The sequence below is a fragment of the uncultured Arenimonas sp. genome (genome assembly GCF_963976025.1).
Taxonomy (GTDB): domain Bacteria; phylum Pseudomonadota; class Gammaproteobacteria; order Xanthomonadales; family Xanthomonadaceae; genus Arenimonas.
The window spans coordinates 1-19,098 of sequence record NZ_CAXBJS010000043.1; the positions used below are offsets into that span (position 1 = coordinate 1).

At 68.4% G+C, this 19,098-nt stretch carries 20 protein-coding genes; 6 read left to right on the forward strand and 14 right to left on the reverse strand.

All coding sequences use genetic code 11. The features are described 5' to 3' along the window. A partial coding sequence (locus tag AACZ35_RS05115; RefSeq protein ID WP_339826817.1) for a DUF456 family protein occupies positions 1 to 140 on the forward strand: 140 nt, incomplete at its 5' end. 3 nt (positions 141 to 143) lie between these two features. Here the strand turns inward: AACZ35_RS05115 and AACZ35_RS05120 are convergent. Both AACZ35_RS05120 and AACZ35_RS05125 read right to left on the reverse strand, forming a co-directional pair. Then, positions 144 to 2,639: an FtsX-like permease family protein gene (locus AACZ35_RS05120; RefSeq protein ID WP_339826779.1), complete on the reverse strand. Its 2,496-nt coding sequence runs from the start codon at positions 2,637 to 2,639 to the stop codon at positions 144 to 146. Next, positions 2,636 to 3,334, reverse strand: a complete 699-nt coding sequence (locus AACZ35_RS05125; protein ID WP_339826781.1) for an ABC transporter ATP-binding protein — start codon at positions 3,332 to 3,334, stop codon at positions 2,636 to 2,638. Before AACZ35_RS05125 ends, AACZ35_RS05120 begins: the two co-directional genes overlap by 4 nt. Before the next feature lie 82 nt (positions 3,335 to 3,416). Between AACZ35_RS05125 and AACZ35_RS05130 the strand changes: the two genes are divergently transcribed. Further along, a complete protein-coding gene (locus AACZ35_RS05130) occupies positions 3,417 to 4,019 on the forward strand; it encodes an arylesterase (protein ID WP_339826783.1) in 603 nt (200 codons plus the stop codon). Between the two features lie 25 nt (positions 4,020 to 4,044). Further along, positions 4,045 to 5,178 (forward strand): PQQ-dependent sugar dehydrogenase, encoded by a 1,134-nt coding sequence (locus AACZ35_RS05135; protein WP_339826785.1) that lies wholly within the window; start codon positions 4,045 to 4,047, stop codon positions 5,176 to 5,178. 7 nt (positions 5,179 to 5,185) lie between these two features. Here AACZ35_RS05135 and AACZ35_RS05140 read toward each other — a convergent pair whose 3' ends face one another. The 6 genes from AACZ35_RS05140 to AACZ35_RS05165 all read right to left on the reverse strand — a co-directional run bounded on the left by AACZ35_RS05140 (position 5,186) and on the right by AACZ35_RS05165 (position 10,965). Continuing rightward, positions 5,186 to 5,866 (reverse strand): NAD-dependent dehydratase, encoded by a 681-nt coding sequence (locus AACZ35_RS05140; protein WP_339826787.1) that lies wholly within the window; start codon positions 5,864 to 5,866, stop codon positions 5,186 to 5,188. A 4-nt stretch (positions 5,867 to 5,870) separates the two neighbouring features. Continuing rightward, on the reverse strand, positions 5,871 to 6,503 hold the full coding sequence (locus AACZ35_RS05145; RefSeq protein ID WP_339826789.1) for a glutathione S-transferase family protein: 633 nt from the start codon (positions 6,501 to 6,503) through the stop codon (positions 5,871 to 5,873). 108 nt (positions 6,504 to 6,611) lie between these two features. Then, entirely contained in the window at positions 6,612 to 6,821 is a 210-nt protein-coding gene (locus AACZ35_RS05150; protein WP_188661981.1) for a cold-shock protein, read from the reverse strand. Positions 6,822 to 7,086: 265 nt separating this feature from the next. Next, positions 7,087 to 8,604, reverse strand: a complete 1,518-nt coding sequence (locus AACZ35_RS05155) for a fumarate hydratase (RefSeq protein ID WP_339826793.1) — start codon at positions 8,602 to 8,604, stop codon at positions 7,087 to 7,089. Positions 8,605 to 8,661: 57 nt separating this feature from the next. Continuing rightward, positions 8,662 to 10,557, reverse strand: coding sequence for an ATP-binding cassette domain-containing protein (locus tag AACZ35_RS05160; RefSeq protein ID WP_339826795.1), 1,896 nt, complete (start codon positions 10,555 to 10,557; stop codon positions 8,662 to 8,664). A 9-nt stretch (positions 10,558 to 10,566) separates the two neighbouring features. After that, positions 10,567 to 10,965, reverse strand: coding sequence for a hypothetical protein (locus tag AACZ35_RS05165; RefSeq protein WP_339826797.1), 399 nt, complete (start codon positions 10,963 to 10,965; stop codon positions 10,567 to 10,569). Between the two features lie 83 nt (positions 10,966 to 11,048). On the opposite strand from AACZ35_RS05165, the gene AACZ35_RS05170 reads away from it, so the two are divergent. Next, on the forward strand, positions 11,049 to 12,179 hold the full coding sequence (locus AACZ35_RS05170; protein WP_339826800.1) for a sterol desaturase family protein: 1,131 nt from the start codon (positions 11,049 to 11,051) through the stop codon (positions 12,177 to 12,179). Here the strand turns inward: AACZ35_RS05170 and AACZ35_RS05175 are convergent. From AACZ35_RS05175 to AACZ35_RS05195, 5 genes are all read right to left on the reverse strand, one after another. After that, a complete protein-coding gene (locus AACZ35_RS05175) occupies positions 12,129 to 13,631 on the reverse strand; it encodes an ABC transporter permease subunit (RefSeq protein WP_339826802.1) in 1,503 nt (500 codons plus the stop codon). The two genes, AACZ35_RS05170 and AACZ35_RS05175, sit on opposite strands and share 51 nt — an antisense overlap. 1 nt (position 13,632) lies before the next feature. Next, positions 13,633 to 14,514, reverse strand: a complete 882-nt coding sequence (locus AACZ35_RS05180) for an ABC transporter ATP-binding protein (RefSeq protein ID WP_339826804.1) — start codon at positions 14,512 to 14,514, stop codon at positions 13,633 to 13,635. A gap of 69 nt (positions 14,515 to 14,583) precedes the next feature. After that, on the reverse strand, positions 14,584 to 15,030 hold the full coding sequence (locus tag AACZ35_RS05185; protein ID WP_339826806.1) for a CoA-binding protein: 447 nt from the start codon (positions 15,028 to 15,030) through the stop codon (positions 14,584 to 14,586). A 3-nt stretch (positions 15,031 to 15,033) separates the two neighbouring features. Beyond that, positions 15,034 to 15,516: a peptidylprolyl isomerase gene (slyD, locus tag AACZ35_RS05190; RefSeq protein WP_188661967.1), complete on the reverse strand. Its 483-nt coding sequence runs from the start codon at positions 15,514 to 15,516 to the stop codon at positions 15,034 to 15,036. Positions 15,517 to 15,683: 167 nt separating this feature from the next. Next, the gene (locus tag AACZ35_RS05195; protein ID WP_034220063.1) at positions 15,684 to 15,893 is read right to left on the reverse strand and encodes a cold-shock protein; all 210 of its coding nucleotides are present in this window, start codon (positions 15,891 to 15,893) and stop codon (positions 15,684 to 15,686) included. 176 nt (positions 15,894 to 16,069) lie between these two features. Here AACZ35_RS05195 and AACZ35_RS05200 point away from each other — a divergent pair, with 176 nt between their 5' ends. Beyond that, entirely contained in the window at positions 16,070 to 16,846 is a 777-nt protein-coding gene (locus tag AACZ35_RS05200; protein ID WP_339826811.1) for a ferredoxin--NADP reductase, read from the forward strand. 8 nt (positions 16,847 to 16,854) lie between these two features. On the opposite strand, the gene AACZ35_RS05205 is transcribed toward AACZ35_RS05200, so the two are convergent. After that, on the reverse strand, positions 16,855 to 17,337 hold the full coding sequence (locus AACZ35_RS05205; RefSeq protein WP_339826813.1) for a glutathione peroxidase: 483 nt from the start codon (positions 17,335 to 17,337) through the stop codon (positions 16,855 to 16,857). A 161-nt stretch (positions 17,338 to 17,498) separates the two neighbouring features. Here AACZ35_RS05205 and AACZ35_RS05210 point away from each other — a divergent pair. After that, a partial coding sequence (locus AACZ35_RS05210; protein ID WP_339826815.1) for a M3 family metallopeptidase occupies positions 17,499 to 19,098 on the forward strand: 1,600 nt, incomplete at its 3' end.

Here is a 19,098-nt window from a genome sequence, read left to right on the forward strand (position 1 = left end):
TGGCCCACGGCCGCGAATGGCGCGACGCCTCGCGCATCGGCGTCGGCACCTGGATCGGCCTGCTGGTCGGCGCCATCTTCAAGGTGCTGCTGGCGCTGGCGATGCTCGTGATCTTCGTCGGCGCGCTGGTGGTCAACTAAACCTCAGGCGTCGAGCTCGCGCAGCGTCACCGACGGCGGTACCCGGACGATGCGCCGGGTCGCCCACATGCCCGCCAGCAGCGCGGCCAGGGTGCCGGCCAGCGCACCGCTGGCGGCCAGTCCCCAGTCGGTTTCCCAGGGCAGGTCGAACACTTCCTTGGCGACCAGGCCAGCCAGCACCGACGCGGCGATGGCCGCGACCACGCCCGACAGCAGGCCGATGGCCGCGAACTCGGACGCCTGCGCCAGGCGCAGCTGGCGGCCACTGCCGCCGAGCACGCGCATCACCCCGCCTTCGAGCAAACGTTCGTCCTGGCTGGCGCTTACCGCCGCCAGCAGCACCAGCAGGCCCGCCAGCAGCGAGAATCCGAAGACGGCCTCGACCACCAGGCTGACCTGCTCGACCGTGCCACGCACCTGGTCGAGCACCGCATCAATGTCGATCACCGACAGGTTCGGGAAAGCCGACACCAGCTCGGCGGTGAAACGCGGGCGCCCGTCCGGCACTTTCACGGCGGTGATGTGGCTGCCGGAAAACTCGTCGAGTGAACCGGGCGAGCCGATCACGAAGAAGTTTGGCCGGAAACTCTCCCAGTCCACCTTGCGCAGGCTGGTGATGCGGCCGGCGTAGCGTGAGCCCGCCACGTCGAAGGCGACCTCGTCGCCCACCTTCCAGCCCATGGATCCGGCGAACTCTTCCTCGACCGAAAGTTCGGTCTGTTCGGGCACGCCGGTCCAGAACCGGCCTGCCGTCACCTGGTTGTCGTCGCGCAGCGCGTCGGCGCTGGAGAGGTTGAATTCGCGCTCGGCCATGCGCCGCCCGCGGCTGCCCTCCGGAAAGCTGTCGCCGGTGGCGGCTTCGCCGTTCACTTCCAGCAGGCGCGCACGGATCATCGGGTACAGCTCGGGCTCGGCCACGCCCTGCGCGGCCAGGAAATCGCGCACCGGCTGCACCTGGTCGGGCTGCACATTGACGATGAAACGATTGGGCGCATCGGCCGGCATCGCATTGCGCCAGCGATCAAGCAGGTCGGTGCGAACGAAGGTGAGCAGCAGCAGCGCCATCAGGCCCAGGCCCAGCGCCGACACCTGCGCGATGGACGCGCCGGCACGCCGGCTGACGTTGGCCAGGCCATAACGCAGCGGCCCACGCAGGCGCGTGCGCAGGCGGCGCATCAGCAGGATCAGGCCCCAGGCCAGCAGGGCCAGCACGCCAATCGTCACGAGGATGCCCACCAGCATGTAGGTGCCCAGCGTCGCCGAGCCGGCCTTCCACCACAGCAGGGCCGCAAGGCCGGCCAGCCCGGCCAGGCCGACCACCCAGGCCGCGGGTTCGGTGGGATCGAGGTCGCGGCGCAGCACGCGCAGGGCCGGCACGCGGCGCAGCGCCAGCACCGGCGGCACCGCGAAGGCCAGCAGCACGGTCATGCCCACGCCCAGCCCTTCAAGCGCGGGGCGCAGGCCGGCCGGTGGCAGGTCCAGCTTGAGCGCGCTCGCCAGCCAGCCGGCCACGCCCCACTGCAGCCCGTAGGCCAGCACCACGCCGAGCAGGCTGCCCAGCAATCCCAGCAGCACCAGTTCGCCGACATGGATGCCGACCAGGGTGGACTGGCTGGCGCCCAGGCAGCGCATCACCGCCGCGCCCTGGAGGTGGCGGGCGCTGTGCCGGCGCGCGGCCATCGCCACCGCGACGGCGGCCAGCACCACCGACACCAGGGCCGCCAGGCCCAGGAAGCGATCGGCGCGGTCGAGTGCCCGACGGATTTCGGGGCGGGCTTCGGCTGCGGTTTCCAGGCGCTGTCCGCGGCCGAGGCTTTCGCCGGCGGCGGCAGTGAATTTTTCAACCGCGGTGGCATCACCCGCGACCACCAGGCGATAGGAAATGCGGCTGCCCGGCTGCACCAGGCCGGTGGCCGGCAGGTCGGCCAGGTTGAGGAAGACACGCGGCGCGGTATTGAAGTAATCAAGCGCGGCGTCGGGCTCCTGCACCACCAGCGCCGCCAGGCGCAGCTGGCTGCTGCCGATGCCGACGCTGTCGCCGATGCTGGCATCCAGGGCGTCGGCGCCGGCGCGGCTCATCCAGATCGTGCCCGGCGCGGGGATGCCGCCGGCCACGGATTCCGGGCCGTCCGCGCTTTCGAGCACGATGAAATCACCGCGCAGCGGAAAACCCTCGGCCATCGCCTTGAGGTCACCCAGGCGCAGCGATTCGCCCACGCGCACCATGCTCGGGAAAGACCAGGTTTCCGTGCTCGAAAGTCCCGGTGCGGCGGCGAGCATGCGCAGCGGGTCTTCGATCGGCGAATCGGCGCGCACCACCACGTCACCGCCGAGCAGGCGGTTGGCCTCCTGGGCCAGGGCGCGTTCGGCGCGGTCGGTGATGAAACCCACCGCGCACACCGCTGTCACCGCCAGCACCAGCGCCGCCAGCAGGATGCGGACGTCGCCCGAGGCCAGGTCGCGGCGCAGCTGGCGCAGGGCCAGTCCCGGGGAAATCACGCCGCCACCAGCCGGCCCGACTCGAGCCGCAGCTGGCGGCCGCAGCGTGCGGCCAGGGCTTCGTCATGGTTCACCAGCACCAGGGTGGTACCCGATTCGCGGTTCATGCGGAACAGCAGTTCGATGATGGACTGGCCGGTGCGGGTGTCGAGGTTGCCGGTGGGTTCATCGGCGAACAGCACGGCCGGCCGGGTCACGAAGGCGCGAGCCAGGGCCACGCGCTGCTGTTCGCCGCCCGAGAGCTGGCGCGGGTAATGGCCCAGGCGTTCGGCCAGGCCCACCTGTCCCAGCATCGCGCGCGCCGGGCCCTCGGCATCGGAGTCGCCGCGAAGCTCCAGCGGCAGCATCACGTTTTCCAGCGCCGTCAGCGACGGCAGCAGCTGGAAACTCTGGAAGACGAAGCCGACCTTTTCGCCGCGGATCTTCGCCCGGCCGTCCTCGTCCAGGCCCGAGAGCGCGCTGCCGTCGAGGCGGACTTCGCCCTCGCTGGGCACGTCCAGGCCCGCCATCAGGGACAAAAGCGTGCTCTTGCCTGAACCGGAGGCACCGACAATCGCGACCGCTTCACCCTGTTGAATGGTAAAACCGACCCCATCAAGAATGGTCAGGTCCCCGGAAGGAAGGGGCACCCGCTTGCCAAGGTTTTCGACTTGCAGCGAAGTTCGGGTGTCGGGCGTTCCGGGGGTATCGGCCATGGGTTACTCGCGAGGAAGGAAAGTGATGAAGCGTCTCGGGTCAGTATATGTAGCTTGCACCCACGGGGTTCAACGCTCAGTCATGGTCGCGCTGCTGGCGCTGCTGTGGCTGGCGGCCCTGCCGGCGCTCGCCGCCGAGCGCACCGTGCTGGTGATGGGTGATTCGCTGTCGGCCGCCTACGGGCTGGCCCCCGAACAAGGCTGGGTCGCGCTGCTGGCCGACCGCCTGCGCCGCGAAAGCCCGGGCTGGAAGGTCGCCAATGCCAGCATCAGCGGCGAAACCACGGCCGGCGGCGCCAGCCGCATCGCCGGCGAGCTCAAGCGCCACCAGCCCGACGTGGTGGTGAGCGAGCTGGGAGCCAACGACGGCCTGCGCGGCCTCGACCTGGCCCAGACCCGCGCCAACCTCGAACGCATGGTCACGGCCGCCAAGGCCGCCGGCGCGCAGGTGCTGCTGCTGGGCATGCGCATCCCGCCCAACTATGGCCCCGACTACACCCAGGGCTTTGAACGCAATTACGCCGCGCTGGCCGAAGAGCACGAAGTAGCCCTGCTACCCTTCCTGCTCGAACCCATCGCCATGGACCGCGACGCCTTCCAGGCCGACAACCTGCACCCGGTCGCCGACGCCCAGCCCAAGCTGCGCGACCACGTCTGGCCGGCCCTGGCGCCGCTGCTCGATTGAACCCACTTTCCCAAGGAGCCCGCGCATGAAGACGCCCCTCGCCCTCGCCCTGATGCTTTCGGTCGGCGCATGCGCCGCCAACGACAGCGATACCGCCGGACGCAGCTTCGCCAGTGAACACGGCCAGGTCGAGGTCAGCACCGTGGCATCCGGGCTTGAACATCCCTGGGGCCTGGCCTTCCTGCCCGACGGCCGCATGCTGGTGACCGAGCGCCCGGGACGGCTGCGCATCGTGGATGCCGAGGGCAAGCTTTCCGGGCCCCTGTCCGGACTGCCCGAGGTCTGGGCGCGTGGCCAGGGCGGTCTGCTCGACGTCGCCATCGATCCGGACTTCGCCAGCACGCCCTGGGTGTACTTCAGTTTTTCCGAGCCCGGTGAGGGCGGCGCCGGCACCTCGGTCGGCCGCGGCAAGCTGGCCGGCAACGCGCTCGAAGACGTGGAAATCATCTTCCGCCAGGCACCCAAGCTCGACGCCGGCCAGCACTTCGGCTCGCGCCTGGTGTTCGACCGCGAAGGCCGCCTGTACGTGACCAGCGGCGACCGCGGCAACTGGGACAACCCGCAGCTGCTGGACAAGGGCCAGGGCAAGATATTCCGCATCAACAAGGACGGCTCGATCCCCGCCGACAATCCCTACGTCGGTCGCGAAGACGCCAACCCGGCGATCTGGTCCTACGGCCACCGCAACGTCCAAGGCGCGGCCCTGCACCCGGGCACCGGCAAGCTGTGGCAGACCGAACACGGCGCCCGCGGCGGCGACGAGCTCAATATTCCCGAAGCCGGCAAGAACTACGGCTGGCCGGTCATCACCCTGGGCGTGAACTACAGCGGCGTACCGATCGGTTCGGGCAAGCAGGAAATGGAAGGCATGGAACAGCCCATCCACCACTGGACGCCGTCGATCGCGCCCAGCGGCCTGGCCTTCTACACGGCCGACCGTTTCCCGGCCTGGCAGGGCAACCTGTTCGTCGGCGCCCTCGCCTTCCAGCGCGTGGTGCGGCTGGAGCTGGATGGCGACAAGGTGGTCACCGAAGAGCCGCTGCTGGTGGACCTGGGCGAACGCATCCGCGACGTGCGCCAGGGCCCGGACGGTTACCTCTACCTGCTGACCGACGACGCCAAGGGCGACATCCTGCGGATTGGCCTGAAAACCGAATAAACCCCGGTCACCCGCTGGCGACGGCCTTGATGGCGTCGTATTCGTGCACGTGCCGGCCATCGCCGTTGCGTCCGCACAGGCCCACCATGGCCGCCGCCACGTCGTCGGCGGCAATCGCGCGGTAGCGCCGCAGCGGTCCGCGCGCCAGCAGGTTGGCCAGCGGCGCCAGGCGCTGCCCCAGTGCTTCGGCCGGCCGGCGCTCGCCGCGCTCGCCCAGCAGCAGGCCCGGGCGCAGGCAGTCCACGCGTTCGAAGCCCAGGGCGCCCAGGCCACGTTCGGCCTCGCCCTTGACCCGCAGGTAGAAGTTTCCGGACTGCGCGCTGGCGCCGACCGACGAAACCAGCAGCGCCTGGCGCGCGCCCAGGCGATGGGCGATACCGCCCAGGGCCAGCACCAGGTCGCGGTCCACTTCCAGGAAGGCTTCGCGCGAGCCCGCCTGGCGGATCGTGGTGCCCAGGCAGCAGGCGTAGGCCTGCAGCTGCGCGCCTTGGCTTTCAAGCGCGGTGCGGATCGCTGTTTCGTCCCAGCCACCCGGCAGGGCCAGCAGGCGCGGATGCGTCAGGGCGAGGGGACGGCGCACGGGCGCCAGCAGCAGCGGACCATCGGCCTTCGCCAGCCAGCGTTTCAGGGCCAGTCCGCCGACCAGCCCGGTCGCTCCGGCCAGCAATACCGCCGGGCGTGGCGTCACGGGCTCAGGCCCACTCTTGCAGGCCTTCGCGTTCGTAGAGCAGGCGGAATCCCGGGCGCGCCTTCATGCGCTGGGCCAGGGCGCCCAGCTGCGGCCACTCGGTGGCCTGGCGCGGCAGGTTGCGCGACCAGCGCATCAGCATGGTGAGCAAGAAGTCGGCGGCACTGACCGACGGTCCCAGCAGGTAGGGCCCGCGTTTGGCCAGGTGCGCTTCGACCTGGTCCCAGGCGGCGTCTATGGTTTCGGCGGCACGGGTGCGCACGGCGTCGGCGTGCTCCGGACCCGCGGCTTCTTCGGGGTAGTACCAGTCGCGGAAAGCCGGCTGCAGGGTATTGGCCAGGAATACGATCCACTGGTAGTACCGCGCCCGCTCGACGGTGCCCGGCGTCGGCGCCAGGCCGAAGTTCGGGTGCGCGTCGGCCAGGTGCATCACCATCGCCGCCGCTTCGGTCATGGGTTCGCCGTGGATAAGCAGCGTGGGCACGCGCCCGGCGGGATTGAGCGCCAGGTATTCGGGACGCTTGTGTTCGCGGGCCGCCAGGTCGAGCTTGCGCAGCTCGTGGCGGGCACCGATCTCGATCAGCAGCCAGTGCACGACAAGGCTGGCGGTGCCGGGGGCGTAGTACAGCGTGTACATGCGTGCATCCCATCGAAGGTCAGCGGCAAGCATACGATGGCCGACCGCGCAAAAGAAAAGCCCCGGGTGTTGCCACCCGGGGCTTGCCTGAGTCCGTTGGGACTCCGATTACATCGGCTGCACTTCGTCAGCCTGCATGCCCTTCTGGCCCTTGACGAGCTTGAAGGAGACCTGCTGGCCTTCCTGCAGTGACTTGAAGCCGGTGCCCTGGATGGAACGGAAATGGACGAACACGTCCTCGCCGTTCTCGCGGCTGATGAAGCCGAAGCCCTTGGCATCGTTGAACCACTTTACGGTACCGATCTGACGATCCGACATTGCTAACTCCTTGGAACAATTAAATGGATATCGCTGACGGGGACATCCCGCCGCGCGACTGGGGTTGCAAGGAGAAGCGAGGTGAAAAGATGTAGCGGATCTTTCTGGATCTACCGCATCAGGCCACGATTCACAGTGACCCTTCGCAAACACAGTCGGGCGCACCCTACACCGTTCCGGCCAGGAAAGCCAACGATTTCGGTGCCTTGGGGCAATTGTGGCCGGGTTCCCGCACCCGCGGTTCAGTTTCGCGGGCCGGCCAGGCCTACTCGACGGTGACCGGGATCTTGCCGATGCGCGCCTGCCATTCCCGCGGGCCGGTGCGGTGCACCGACTCGCCCTGGGCGTCCACCGCCACGGTGACCGGCATGTCCCGGACCTCGAATTCGTAGATCGCCTCCATGCCCAGGTCGGCAAAACCCACTACCCGGGACGCCTTGATCGCCTTGGACACCAGGTAGGCGGCCCCGCCCACCGCCATCAGGTAGGCCGAGCGGTGCTTGCGGATGGCCTCGATCGCCGCGGGGCCACGCTCGGCCTTGCCGACCATGCCCATCAGGCCGGTTTGTGCCAGCACCTGCTCGGTGAACTTGTCCATGCGCGTGGCGGTGGTCGGGCCGGCCGGGCCCACCACCTCGTCGCGCACCGGGTCGACCGGGCCGACGTAATAGATGAAACGACCCTTGAGGTCCACGGGCAGCGCCTCGCCCTTGTTGAGCATGTCCACCATGCGCTTGTGCGCGGCATCGCGGCCGGTAAGCAGCTTGCCGTTGAGCAGCAGCACTTCGCCGGGTTTCCAGCTGGCGACCTCTTCGCGGGTAACCGTGTCCAGGTCCACTCGGCGGCCCTTGGAGGCGTCGTAGGTCAGCTTCGGCCAGTCGTCGAGCGAAGGCGGGTCGAGCTGCACCGGGCCGCTGCCGTCGAGCGTGAAGTGGGCGTGGCGGGTGGCGGCGCAGTTGGGGATCAGCGCCACCGGCAGGTTGGCGGCGTGGGTCGAGCAGTCCTTGACCTTGATATCCAGCACCGTGGTCAGACCGCCCAGGCCCTGGGCACCGATGCCCAGCGCGTTGACCTTTTCATAAAGCTCGAGCCGCAGTTCTTCGGCGCGATTGGCCGGCCCGCGGGCCTGCAGGTCGGTGATGTCGATAGGCTCCATCAGCGATTCCTTGGCCATCAGCATCGCCTTTTCGGCGGTGCCGCCGATGCCGATGCCCAGCATGCCCGGCGGGCACCAGCCGGCGCCCATGGTCGGCACGGTCTTCAGGACCCAGTCCACCACCGAGTCGGACGGGTTGAGCATGGCGAACTTGGACTTGGCCTCGCTGCCGCCGCCCTTGGCCGCGACGATCACGTCCACCGTGCCGCCGGGCACGACCTTCATGTTCACCACGGCCGGGGTGTTGTCCTTCGTATTGGTGCGCTTGCCGGCCGGGTCGGCCAGCACGCTGGCGCGCAGCTTGTTGTCGGGGTGGTTGTAGGCGCGGCGCACGCCCTCGTTGACCATGTCCTCGATGCCCATCGTGGCGTCGGGCCACTGCACCTGCATGCCGATTTCCAGGAACACGGTGACGATGCCGGTGTCCTGGCAGATCGGCCGGTGGCCCTCGGCGCACAGGCGCGAGTTGATCAGGATCTGCGCGATCGCGTCCTTGGCCGCCGGGGACTGCTCACGCTCGTAGGCAGCGGCCAGGTTCCGGATGTAATCGACCGGGTGGTAGTAGGAAATGTACTGCAGCGCGTCGGCGACGGACTGGATGAAGTCTTCCTGCTTGATCTGGCTCACGGCGGGCACGGGGCTGGCGGGGAATCCCGCATTTTAGCCCCCCTGCACGGCCCGGGCCTACTCCAGGGCCTGCCAGCGGGCGTAGGCCTGCTCGAGTTCGGCCTGCAGCGCGGCCAGGCGGGCATTGGTGGCGGTGACCTCGTCGGCGGGCCGGCGGTAGAAGTCCGGGTCCTGGATCTGGGCCGTCAGGGACGCGATCTCGGCATCCAGGGTTTCGATGCGGCCCGGCAGTTCGTCGAGCTCGCGCTGTTCCTTGAACGACAGCTTGCGCCTGGCCGGCGCGGGTGCCGCGGGCGGCGGCGCCGGCTTGGGCAGGGGCGCGACCTGCGGGGTCAGCTTCGGCGCGGACTGGGCCGCGGCGGCGATGCGGTCGGCGATGGGGCGCTGGCGCAGCCAGTCGGAATAACCACCCACGTATTCGCCCACGCGTCCCCTGCCCTCCATCACCAGCGAACTGGTGACGACGTTGTCGATGAAGGCGCGGTCGTGCGAAACCAGGATCAGCGTGCCCGGGTAATCGGCCAGCAGCTCCTCGAGCAGCTCCAGGGTTTCCACGTCCAGGTCGTTGGTCGGTTCGTCCATCACCAGCAGGTTGGACGGTTTGGCGAACAGCTTGGCCAGCAGCAGGCGATTGCGCTCGCCGCCGGAAAGCTTGGTGATCGGTGCCAGCGCGCGGTCGGGGCTGAACAGGAAGTCCTGCAGGTAGCCCATCACATGCTTGCGGGCACCGTTGATCTCGATGAACTCGCGGCCTTCGGACACGTTGTCGAGCGCGTTCCAGTCCTCGCGCAGGGCGCCGCGCAGCTGGTCGAAGAAGGCGACCTCGAGGTTGGTGCCGATGCGGATTTCGCCGGCGTCGGGCTGCAGCTGGCCCAGCAGCAGCTTGAGCAGCGTGGTCTTGCCCGAACCGTTCGGGCCGATCAGGCCGACCTTGTCGCCGCGCTGGATGACGGTGCTGAAGTCCTTCACCAGCACGCGGGAACCGTAGGCGAAATCGACGTGTTTGGCTTCGAACACGCGCTTGCCCGACTTCTCGGCGCCGGCGGCGGCCAGCTTGACGTTGCCCTGCTGCTCGCGGCGTTCGGCGCGTTCGCTGCGCATCTTCTTGAGCGCGGTGACGCGGCCTTCGTTGCGGGTGCGCCGGGCCTTGATGCCCTGGCGGATCCAGATTTCCTCCTGCGCCAGCTTCTTGTCGAACAGCGCATTGGCCTGGGCTTCGGCGTGCAGGCGTTCTTCGCGGCGGCGCAGGAAGTTTTCGTAGTCGCCCGGCCAGCTGGTGACCTGGCCGCGGTCGATCTCGATGATACGCGTGGCCAGGTTGCGCAGGAACTGGCGGTCATGGGTGACGAAGACCACGCTGCCGCCGAAGTTCTTCAGGAATTCCTCGAGCCAGGCGATGGACTCGATGTCCAGGTGGTTGGTGGGCTCGTCGAGCAAAAGCAGGTCGGGCGCCGCAACCAGCGCCTGGGCCAGCAGCACGCGGCGCTTCATGCCGCCAGAGAGCGCAGAGAACTCGGCGTCTTCGGGCAGGTCGAGCTTGCTTATCACCTGTTCGACGCGCTGTTCGATCTGCCAGCCGTTGCCGGCGTCGATGCGCGCCTGCACGTTGCCCAGCTCGGTCATGTCGATGTCGTCGCCGTCGTGCAGCATGTGGTGGTAACGCGCCAGGTCGGCGCCGACCTCGCCCAGGCCCAGGGCGACCACGTCGAAGACGCTGCCGGCCAGGCCCTGCGGCACTTCCTGGGCCAGGCCGGCGACCCGGCCTTCGCGGCGCAGCACGCCGTCGTCGGGCACGATGTCGCCCGCCAGCAGGCGCAGCAGGGTGGATTTTCCGGCGCCGTTGCGGCCGACGATGCAGACACGCTCGTTGGGCTCGATCGCCAGGTCGACGGCTTCAAGCAGCAGCGGGCCACCGACGCCGTAGTCGACGCCTTGCAGGGTTATCAGGGACATGGGCCAATTCTATCGCGGCGGAGGCCGCCGCGTCGGTTCAGGAGGCGCCGTGCCGGAGCCAGCGTTCGGCCACCGAGGCCGAACCGAAGACCCGGCCATTGGCGCCGCGTTCAAGGGCGAGGATCTCGCCGTGTTCCATGTGCGCCACCAGCTCGACGCGGCCCACCACGAAGGCGACAGTTCGAACAGGTAATCGACGGTCCTGGCCAGGTTGCGTTCGCCGTCGAAGTCGCCGAGGTTCTCGACCACCATCAGCTTGCGGGTCTTGCGGCGCTCGCATTCGGCGGCGATCTGGCGCCAGTAGGCCATGGAGATTTCCTGGCTGTCGCGGGGCCCGGTGACGGCGGCATAGAGGTAATCGGCGCGGTCTTCGAACACGAGCCGTATATCGGAAGGCAGTGGATTCACGGGAAATCAGGCGTCGGGGGGACGCGCATTCTAGCGTTTCGCCGGCGCTTGCGTCCGACCGCCGGGCGGTTAATGTGGCGTCCATGGCCGCCAAGCGCTCATGGACCGCCCACATCGCCGCCCTGCTGGGGCTTTCGAGCCTGCTGGGCGTGCTGTGTTTCCACTTCCCCGACCTGCTGACCAGCCGGGAGTTCCGGCAGGTTTATACGGAAGGTTTCGCGCGCGCTCTGCTGCTGGTCGGCCTGGTGGCCGCGTTCGCGCTCGGCACCCTGGCCGTGCTGCGCGGCCGCGACCGGCGCGTCGCCCTGGTCGGCGTCGGCGCCGCCACGCTGGCGGTGCTGGGCGGCGGCGCCCGGGTCGGCTTCGACCAGATCAGCGACAGCCCCTGGTCGTTGGGCCTGGACTGGTTCGTGGTGTCGCTGTTTTTTTCGGCCCTGGTCTTCGTTCCGATCGAACGCCTGCTGGGCCGCATCCCGCAGTCGCCGCTGCGGCCCGAGTGGCGCACCGACCTGGCCTACTTTTTTGTTGGCCATATTGGCATCCAGTTCATTTTGATCGCCGTCACCGCCTGGACCGCCGGCGTGGCGTCACTGGCCGCCTTCCCGCCGCTGCAGACGGCGATCCAGACGCTGCCGCTGTGGGTACAGTTCCTGCTGGCGGTGTTTTGTGCCGACCTGGCCCAGGCCCTGCTGCATCGCGCCTACCACCGCTGGGGGCCGCTCTGGCGCTTCCATGCCGTGCACCACTCCAGTCGCCACCTGGACTGGCTGGCCGGTTCGCGCATGCACCTGGTCGAAATCCTGCTGACCCGTTCGATGGTGCTGCTGCCGCTGGTGCTGCTGGGCTTCGCGCCGGCCGCGATCAACGCCTACGTCATCCTGGTGGGGCTGCAGGCGGTGGTGGCGCATGCCAACCTGGGCCTGCGGTTTGGCTGGCTGGAATACGTGCTGGTGCTGCCGCGCTACCACCACTGGCACCATGCCCGCCGCGCCGACTACGTCGACGCCAATTACGCCATCCACCTGCCGCTGGTGGACATGCTGATGGGCACCTTCCGGCTGCCGCGCGACGGCAGTTGGCCCGAGGAGTACGGCGTGATGGAAGCCGGCAGCGTGCCGGAAGGCATCTGGCGCCAGCACCTGGCGCCCTTCCTGCCGCGCAGGTCAGCGGCGGCGCAAGGCCAGGAACCAGGCGGGCAGCAGCAACAGCGCTGAGGCCGGCAGCAGCCAGGCATGGCGCGCCAGGTTGGCGGCCGGGTCGGCCAGCGCGTTCAGGATCGGGTCGCCCTGGACGCCGATGTAGGCCAGGAACACCATCGCCAGTTCGAACGGCCGGGCATTGCGGCAGCTCGCGCCCAAGGCCAGCCCGGCCACCGCCACGCTGGCGCCGGTGGCCAGCAGCGGCAGCGGGCCCGGGTCGGTGGCCAGGCTTCGCAGCAGCGCTGGCAGCACCACCGCCCAGGCCAGTCCCAGCGCCAGCCCCAGCCGCGCCAGCAGGATGCGGCGGCCGGCACCGGCGGCGCTGAACACCAGGCTGGCCGTGCCGGTGTCGCGTTCGCGCAGCGCGGCGCCGGCGAATACGTCCACGCACAGCAGCCAGGCCAGGATCGCCGCGATGGCCATGCCCTTCTCTGGAGCAAACGCCTGCACGCCCAGCAGCACCAGAAGCGCCAGCCACCAGGTGATCCGGCGCTGGCGAAGCACCAGGCGCACCTCGGCGGCGGCCAGGCGGCCCGCGGGAAAAAGTTCGAACGGCCGCAGCAGCCAGTCCAGCCAGCGCGCCGCGGCCCAGTCCAGGGCCGGGGCCAGGGCCAGCACGCCGCCTGCCGCCAGCGCCAGCCACAGCAGCCGGCCCAGCAGGTCAATGGCCTCGGGCTGCCAGGCATTCCAGGCGAAGGTTTCGGTGGCCCCTTCCCTGATGCTCACGCCGATGCTGAAACCGGCAAGCCCACGTTCGGGCTGGGTCTGCGCCAGCCAGTCCTGGATGTCGCGCATCGCCAGCGAGATGCCCGAGGGTTCGCTGAGCCAGGTGGACGCGGCCCAGGCGGATTTTTCCGGGTCGAAAAGCTGACCCAGGCTGATGAAGATGAAAATCCAGAGGAAAAAGTACAGGACGTTGCCGCCGGTACGGCGCAGCCAGGGCAGCAGGTCGAACAGCACCGCGAAAAACGCCGCCACGGCCAGCGCCGGCACTGCGAACACCAGCGACGGCAGCAGCAATTGCCAGAGGTCGATCGTGGTGGCTTCACCGTGCCATTGCTGGGCCACCAGGCCGATGCCCAGGCCCACCGCCACCAGCAGCGCGAACACCAGCATGTGGCTGGTCCACTTCGCCAGCAGGTAACCCGGGCGCGTCATCGGCGTCGCCACCAGCAGCTGCCAGACCCGGGTTTCGAAATCGCGCGACAGGGTGCCGCGCACGATATAGAAACCAAACAGCGACAGCATGCTGGCGTAGAGCATGCCCAGCACCATGCCGACCCAGGCGCTGGAGTACAGGCCGCGGGCATCGCCGACGCCAAAGGTCACATACCCCGCGTCCGAACCCGGGAAAAGCCACCAGGTCGCGATGCCCACCCCGCACAGCACCACCCAGAAACGCGTGCTGCGGCTGCGCTCCCGGAAATCGGCGTGCACGATCGCGGCGAAGCGTCTCAGGGCGTCCATGTCACCGCGCCCCGTGCTGCTCAAGCAGCCACAGGTAAGCGTCCTCGAGGTCGGGTTCGACGGGCGTCGCGCCCTGCCCCGGAGATTCCGCGGACACCAGCCGCAGCCGGATGCCATCGGCGCGGCGCAGGGAGCTGCTGATGGCGAAGCGGCCGCGCGCCTCGGCCAGCTGGGCTTCGGGCACGGTCCATTCCCAGGCGTGGCCACGCGCCTGGGCCACCAGGTGTTCCGGTTCGCCGTGGAAAAGGCGGTGGCCACGCGCCATCACCGCCAGCGACGTGGCGCTGGCTTCGATGTCGGAAACGATGTGCGTGGACAGGATGACCAGGCGCTGGCCGGCCAGGTCGGTGATCAGGTGGCGGAAACGCAGGCGTTCTTCGGGGTCCAGCCCGACCGTGGGTTCGTCCACGATCAGCAGGCACGGGTCGTTGAGCAGGGCCTGTGCGATGCCCACGCGCTGGCGCATGCCGCCGGAAAACCCGCCCAGGCGCCGGTCGGCGACTTCCGACAGGCCGACCAGGGCCAGGCATTGATCGACGCGGTCGCGGGCCAACTTCAGGGGCAGGCCCTTGACCGCGGCCAGGTAGGCCAGGAATTCCCGGGCGCTCAGCGCCGGATAGACGCCGAAGTCCTGTGGCAGGTAACCGAGCTCGGCGCGCAGGGCGTCGGGCTGGCGGGCGATGTCGGTGCCGTTCCAGGTGATCCTGCCGCTGCCCGGCCGCGACAGCGTCGCCAGGATGCGCATCAGGGTGGACTTGCCGGCGCCATTGGGGCCCAGCAGGCCCAGGATGCCCGGACCCAGGGCCAGGTCAATGCCGGCCAGGGCCTCATGGCCGTTCGGGTAGCGGTAACCCACGCCTTCAACGCGCAATTCGCAATTCATGGACACGAGATTGCGACAGCGCCGGGCCCCGGCACGCGTGCCAGAGCGCAGGGTGACTTTAAGCTGCGGTCAGTCCGCGGCCAGCAGGCGGCGGTGGTCGACCAGGATGCAGCGGTCCTGCACCACGTCGATGCCCTGGGCCACCAGCGCGGCGGCGAAGGCGTCGTCGCGGATGCCCAGCTGCAGCCAGACGGCCGCCGGCCGCTTGGCCAGGATGTCGTCCAGGTGCGGCGCCAGGTCCTTCGGGCGACGGAACACGTTCACCAGGTCCACCTTGCCCGGGATGTCCTGGAGCCGCCGGAACACCGGCTGGCCCAGGATGTGTTCGACCTCGGGGTAATACACGGGCACCGGCACGATGTCGTAACCGACCCGTTCCAGGTAGCGCGGCACATCGATTGCCGGCTGGCCACGCTGGGACTCGGTCTTGATGCCGAGCACGGCGATGCGCCGTACCCGGCCCAGCAGCGCCCTCAGGCCGTCGTCGTCGTCGATCAATCGGCCCGGGGTCGCCATGGCTTAGTGCTCGTGGCCGCCGGCGCCGTGCACGTGGCCGTGCGCCAGCTCTTCGACGCTGGCGTCGCGCACGTCCATCACTTCGACCGCGAAGTGCAGGCTCTGGCCGGCCAGCGGATGGTTGCCGTCAACGGTGACCATGCCGTCCTCGATCTTGGAGATGACGACCGAAATCGCGCCCTGCGGGGTCTGAGCCTGGAAGTGCATGCCGACCTCGATGTCGTCGACGCCCTGGAAGGCTTCGCGCGGCACGGTCTGGACCAGCATTTCATTGGGGCTGCCGTAGCCCTCTTCCGGGCTGACCACGACGTCGAACTTGTCGCCGGCGCTGCGGCCCTCCAGGGCCTTTTCCAGGCCCGGCACGATGTTGCCGGCGCCGTGCAGGTAGGCCAACGGCTGGGCGCCGGACGAGGAATCAATCACCTTGCCGGCATCGTCGGTCAGCGTGTAGTGGAAGGTGGCGACGGTGCGCTCGGCAATCTGCATAGTGGGAAATCCTTGGGGAAACGGGCCGGCCGGGAAACCAGGCGGCGTGGGGGAATGAAGGGGGCATAGGCTAGGCGATGCGCCCGGTGGGCGCAAACCAGGCGCCCACAAAACACGAGGCCCCGGTCGTTGCCGACCGGGGCCCCGGGTTCACGCGGGAAGGCGCCTTATTCCGGCTGCACTTCGTCCGCCTGCATGCCCTTCTGGCCCTTCACGACCTTGAAGGAGACCTTCTGGCCTTCCTGCAGGGACTTGAAGCCGGTGCCCTGGATAGAGCGGAAGTGGACGAACACGTCCTCGCCACTTTCGGGGGTGATAAAGCCAAAGCCCTTGGCGTCGTTGAACCACTTCACGGTGCCGGTCTGACGGTCAGACATATCTCATTCCTTGTAACAATTAAGGTTGGGTACCCACGATCGGCCATACCGGGCAACCGTAGTTTGCTGAACATACGCGCTTACGGCCGGGAAAGCGAATGCTTTAGAATGGCGGGTTGATGGATCGCCCGCAGCCGCCCGCCGATCCCCCCTCCAAAGCCTTCCCTGGGTCAGCCATGTCCGCCTTCGCCACCGAGCGGGTCCTGTCCGTACGGCACTGGACCGATGCCTACTTCAGCTTCACCACCACCCGTGACGACGGGCTGCGCTTCGACAACGGCCAGTTCGTGATGATCGGGCTGGAGGTCAACGGCCGGCCGCTGATGCGCGCCTATTCGATAGCCAGCGCCAATTGGGAAGAGCACCTGGAGTTCTTCTCGATCAAGGTGCCCGATGGCCCGCTGACCTCCCGGCTGCAGCACATCCAGCCCGGCGACGACCTGCTGGTGAGCCGCAAGCCCACCGGCACCCTGCTCATTTCCGACCTGCATCCGGGGCGGAACCTGTACCTGCTGGGCACGGGCACCGGCCTGGCGCCCTTCCTGGGCGTGGTGAAGGACCCCGAGACCTACGAACGATTCGACCGGGTGATCCTGACCCACGGCGTGCGCAACATCGCCGACCTGGCCTACCACGACTACATCACCCGCGAACTGCCCCGCCACGAATACCTGGGCGAGGTGATCAGCGAAAAGCTGCTGTATTACCCGGCCGTGAGCCGCGAGCCCTTCCGCCACGCCGGCCGCCTGACCACCCTGATGGAGTCCGGCCAGATGATGCGCGACCTGGGCCTGGACGCGCTGGACCCGGACAAGGACCGCGCCATGATCTGCGGCAGCCCGCAGATGCTGGCCGATTTCCGAAGCCTGCTCGACGCCCGCGGCTTCATCGCCGCACCGCGCATCGGCACGCCCGGCCAGTACGTTTTCGAGCGCGCCTTCGTCGAAAAATAGGCGCGGGCTCAGCCCAGCGCCTTCTCGATGTCCTTGCGAATCGATTCGGGCTTGTCGGTCGGCGCGTAGCGCTTGATCACCTGCCCGTCGCGGCCGACCAGGAACTTGGTGAAGTTCCACTTGATGCCTTCCAGCCCCAGCAGGCCGGCCTTTTCCGACTTGAGCCACTTCCACAGCGGGTGCGCGGCGGCGCCGTTGACCTCGACCTTGTCGAACATCGGGAAGCTGACGTCGTAGGTAAGCGAGCAGAAGTTGCGGATTTCGTCGGCATTGCCCGGCTCCTGGTGGCCGAACTGGTCGCAGGGGAAACCCAGCACCACCAGGTCGCGGTCCTTGTAGTCGCGCCACAGCTGCTCAAGACCTTCGTACTGGGGCGTGAAGCCGCACTTGCTGGCCGTGTTGACCACCAGCAACACCTTGCCGCGGTAGGCGTCCAGCGACTGCGGGCTGCCGTCGATGGCCTGGGCGGAGAAGTCGAAAGCAGTGGTCATGGCGGTCTCCTGGCGGGGCAACCAGCCTAGCGCAAGGCGGCCGGCGCGGCGCGATTTTCACGCAGCCTTTACGGCGCCGGCCGGCGCCATGCCTTTCGTAACGGTCGGCTTCAGGAGCCATGCGGTAGTCTCGATGGTCTACTGCCACGCAAGGATCCCCGATGAACCACAAGCTTTCCCTCGCACTCGCGGCCGCCCTGGCCGCCGCCACCCCGGGCCTCGTGCTGGCCCAGGCCGAACAGGCCGCCGATTCCGCCGTTGAGCCGGTGTCGGGCAATCCCTTCTTCGTGGTCAGCAACCTGCCCTACCAGGCGCCGCGCTTCGACCTGATCAAGGACGAGCACTACCAGCCGGCGCTCGAGCGCGGCATGGCCGAGCAGCGCGCCGAAGTCGCCGCGATCGCCAACAACCCGGACGCGCCGAGCTTCATGAACACCATCGTCGCGATGGAAAAAACCGGCGCCCTGCTCAACCGCGCCGGCGCGGTGTTCGGCAACCTGGCCGGCGCCCACACCAACCCCGAAATCCAGAAAGTGCAGGCTGCACTGGCGCCGAAGTTCGCCGCCCACCAGGACGCGATCCTGCTCGACGGCAAGCTTTTCGCGCGCATCAAGTCGCTCTACGACCAGCGTGATTCCCTGGGCCTGGACGCCGAGTCCAAGCGCCTGCTCGAGCGTTACCACACCGACTTCATCCGTGCCGGCGCCAACCTGTCCGACGCCGACAAGGAAACGCTGAAGGCGATGAACTCCGAACTGGCCAGCCTGGCCACCACCTTCAGCCAGAACGTGCTCAAGGAAGTGAACGACTCGGCCGTGCTGGTGGACGACGTGGCCCTGCTCGACGGCCTGTCAAAGCAGGCGATCACCGCCGCCGCCGCTTCGGCCAAGGAAGCCGGCCACGAGGGCAAGTACCTCATCGCGCTGCAGAACACCTCCGGCCAGCCGCCGCTGACCAACCTCACCAACCGCGAGCTGCGCAAGAAGATCATGGCCGCCTCGCTGGTGCGCGGCACCCGCGGCAACGAGTGGGACAACACCGGCATCGTCGCCCGCGTCGCCAAGCTGCGCGCCGAACGCGCCAAGCTGCTGGGCTACGACACCCACGCCCAGTACGTGCTCGAGGATGAAACCGCCGGCACCGTCGAGGCGGTGAACAAGCTGATGGCCGACCTGGCCCCGGCCGCCGTCGCCAACGCCCGCAAGGAAGCGGCCGAGATGCAGGCGATCATTGATGCCGAAGGCGGCGACTTCCAGCTCGAGGCCGCCGACTGGGCCTTCTACGCCGACAAGGTGCGCCAGCAGAAGTACGCCTTCGACGAAGCCCAGCTCAAGCCCTACTTCGAGATCAACAACGTGCTCGAGAAGGGCGTGTTCTACGCGGCCGGCCAGCTCTACGGCCTCAGCTTCAAGGAACGCAAGGACATCCCCGTCTACCACCCCGACGTGCGCGTGTGGGAGGTGTTCGAAGCCGACGGCAGCCCGCTGGGCCTGTTCTACGGCGACTTCTATGCCCGCCCGAGCAAGCGTGGTGGCGCCTGGATGAATGCCTACGTGCCGCAGAACGGCCTGACCGGCACCCAGCCGGTGGTCGCCAACCACCAGAACATCCCCAAGCCGGCCGACGGCCAGCCCACGCTGATGACCTTCGACGAGGTCACCACGATGTTCCATGAGTTCGGCCATGCGCTGCACGGCCTGTTCTCGGACGTGAAGTACCCGCAGTTCGCCGGCCCCTCGGTGCCGCGCGACTTCGTCGAAT

What these genes read in the sequence shown, in the direction of transcription:
- AACZ35_RS05185 (WP_339826806.1), bottom strand. Translation starts at nt 15,030, where the DNA reads ATGGCGACCCCGGGCCGATTGATCGACGACGACGACGGCCTGAGGGCG.
- AACZ35_RS05175 (WP_339826802.1), bottom strand. Translation starts at nt 13,631, where the DNA reads ATGGACGCCCTGAGACGCTTCGCCGCGATCGTGCACGCCGATTTCCGG.
- AACZ35_RS05150 (WP_188661981.1), bottom strand. Translation starts at nt 6,821, where the DNA reads ATGTCGGATCGTCAGATCGGTACCGTAAAGTGGTTCAACGATGCCAAG.
- AACZ35_RS05205 (WP_339826813.1), bottom strand. Translation starts at nt 17,337, where the DNA reads ATGACCACTGCTTTCGACTTCTCCGCCCAGGCCATCGACGGCAGCCCG.
- AACZ35_RS05130 (WP_339826783.1), top strand. Translation starts at nt 3,417, where the DNA reads ATGGTCGCGCTGCTGGCGCTGCTGTGGCTGGCGGCCCTGCCGGCGCTC.
- slyD (WP_188661967.1), bottom strand. Translation starts at nt 15,516, where the DNA reads ATGCAGATTGCCGAGCGCACCGTCGCCACCTTCCACTACACGCTGACC.
- AACZ35_RS05170 (WP_339826800.1), top strand. Translation starts at nt 11,049, where the DNA reads ATGGCCGCCAAGCGCTCATGGACCGCCCACATCGCCGCCCTGCTGGGG.
- AACZ35_RS05160 (WP_339826795.1), bottom strand. Translation starts at nt 10,557, where the DNA reads ATGTCCCTGATAACCCTGCAAGGCGTCGACTACGGCGTCGGTGGCCCG.
- AACZ35_RS05135 (WP_339826785.1), top strand. Translation starts at nt 4,045, where the DNA reads ATGAAGACGCCCCTCGCCCTCGCCCTGATGCTTTCGGTCGGCGCATGC.
- AACZ35_RS05200 (WP_339826811.1), top strand. Translation starts at nt 16,070, where the DNA reads ATGTCCGCCTTCGCCACCGAGCGGGTCCTGTCCGTACGGCACTGGACC.
- AACZ35_RS05180 (WP_339826804.1), bottom strand. Translation starts at nt 14,514, where the DNA reads ATGAATTGCGAATTGCGCGTTGAAGGCGTGGGTTACCGCTACCCGAAC.
- AACZ35_RS05145 (WP_339826789.1), bottom strand. Translation starts at nt 6,503, where the DNA reads ATGTACACGCTGTACTACGCCCCCGGCACCGCCAGCCTTGTCGTGCAC.
- AACZ35_RS05125 (WP_339826781.1), bottom strand. Translation starts at nt 3,334, where the DNA reads ATGGCCGATACCCCCGGAACGCCCGACACCCGAACTTCGCTGCAAGTC.
- AACZ35_RS05195 (WP_034220063.1), bottom strand. Translation starts at nt 15,893, where the DNA reads ATGTCTGACCGTCAGACCGGCACCGTGAAGTGGTTCAACGACGCCAAG.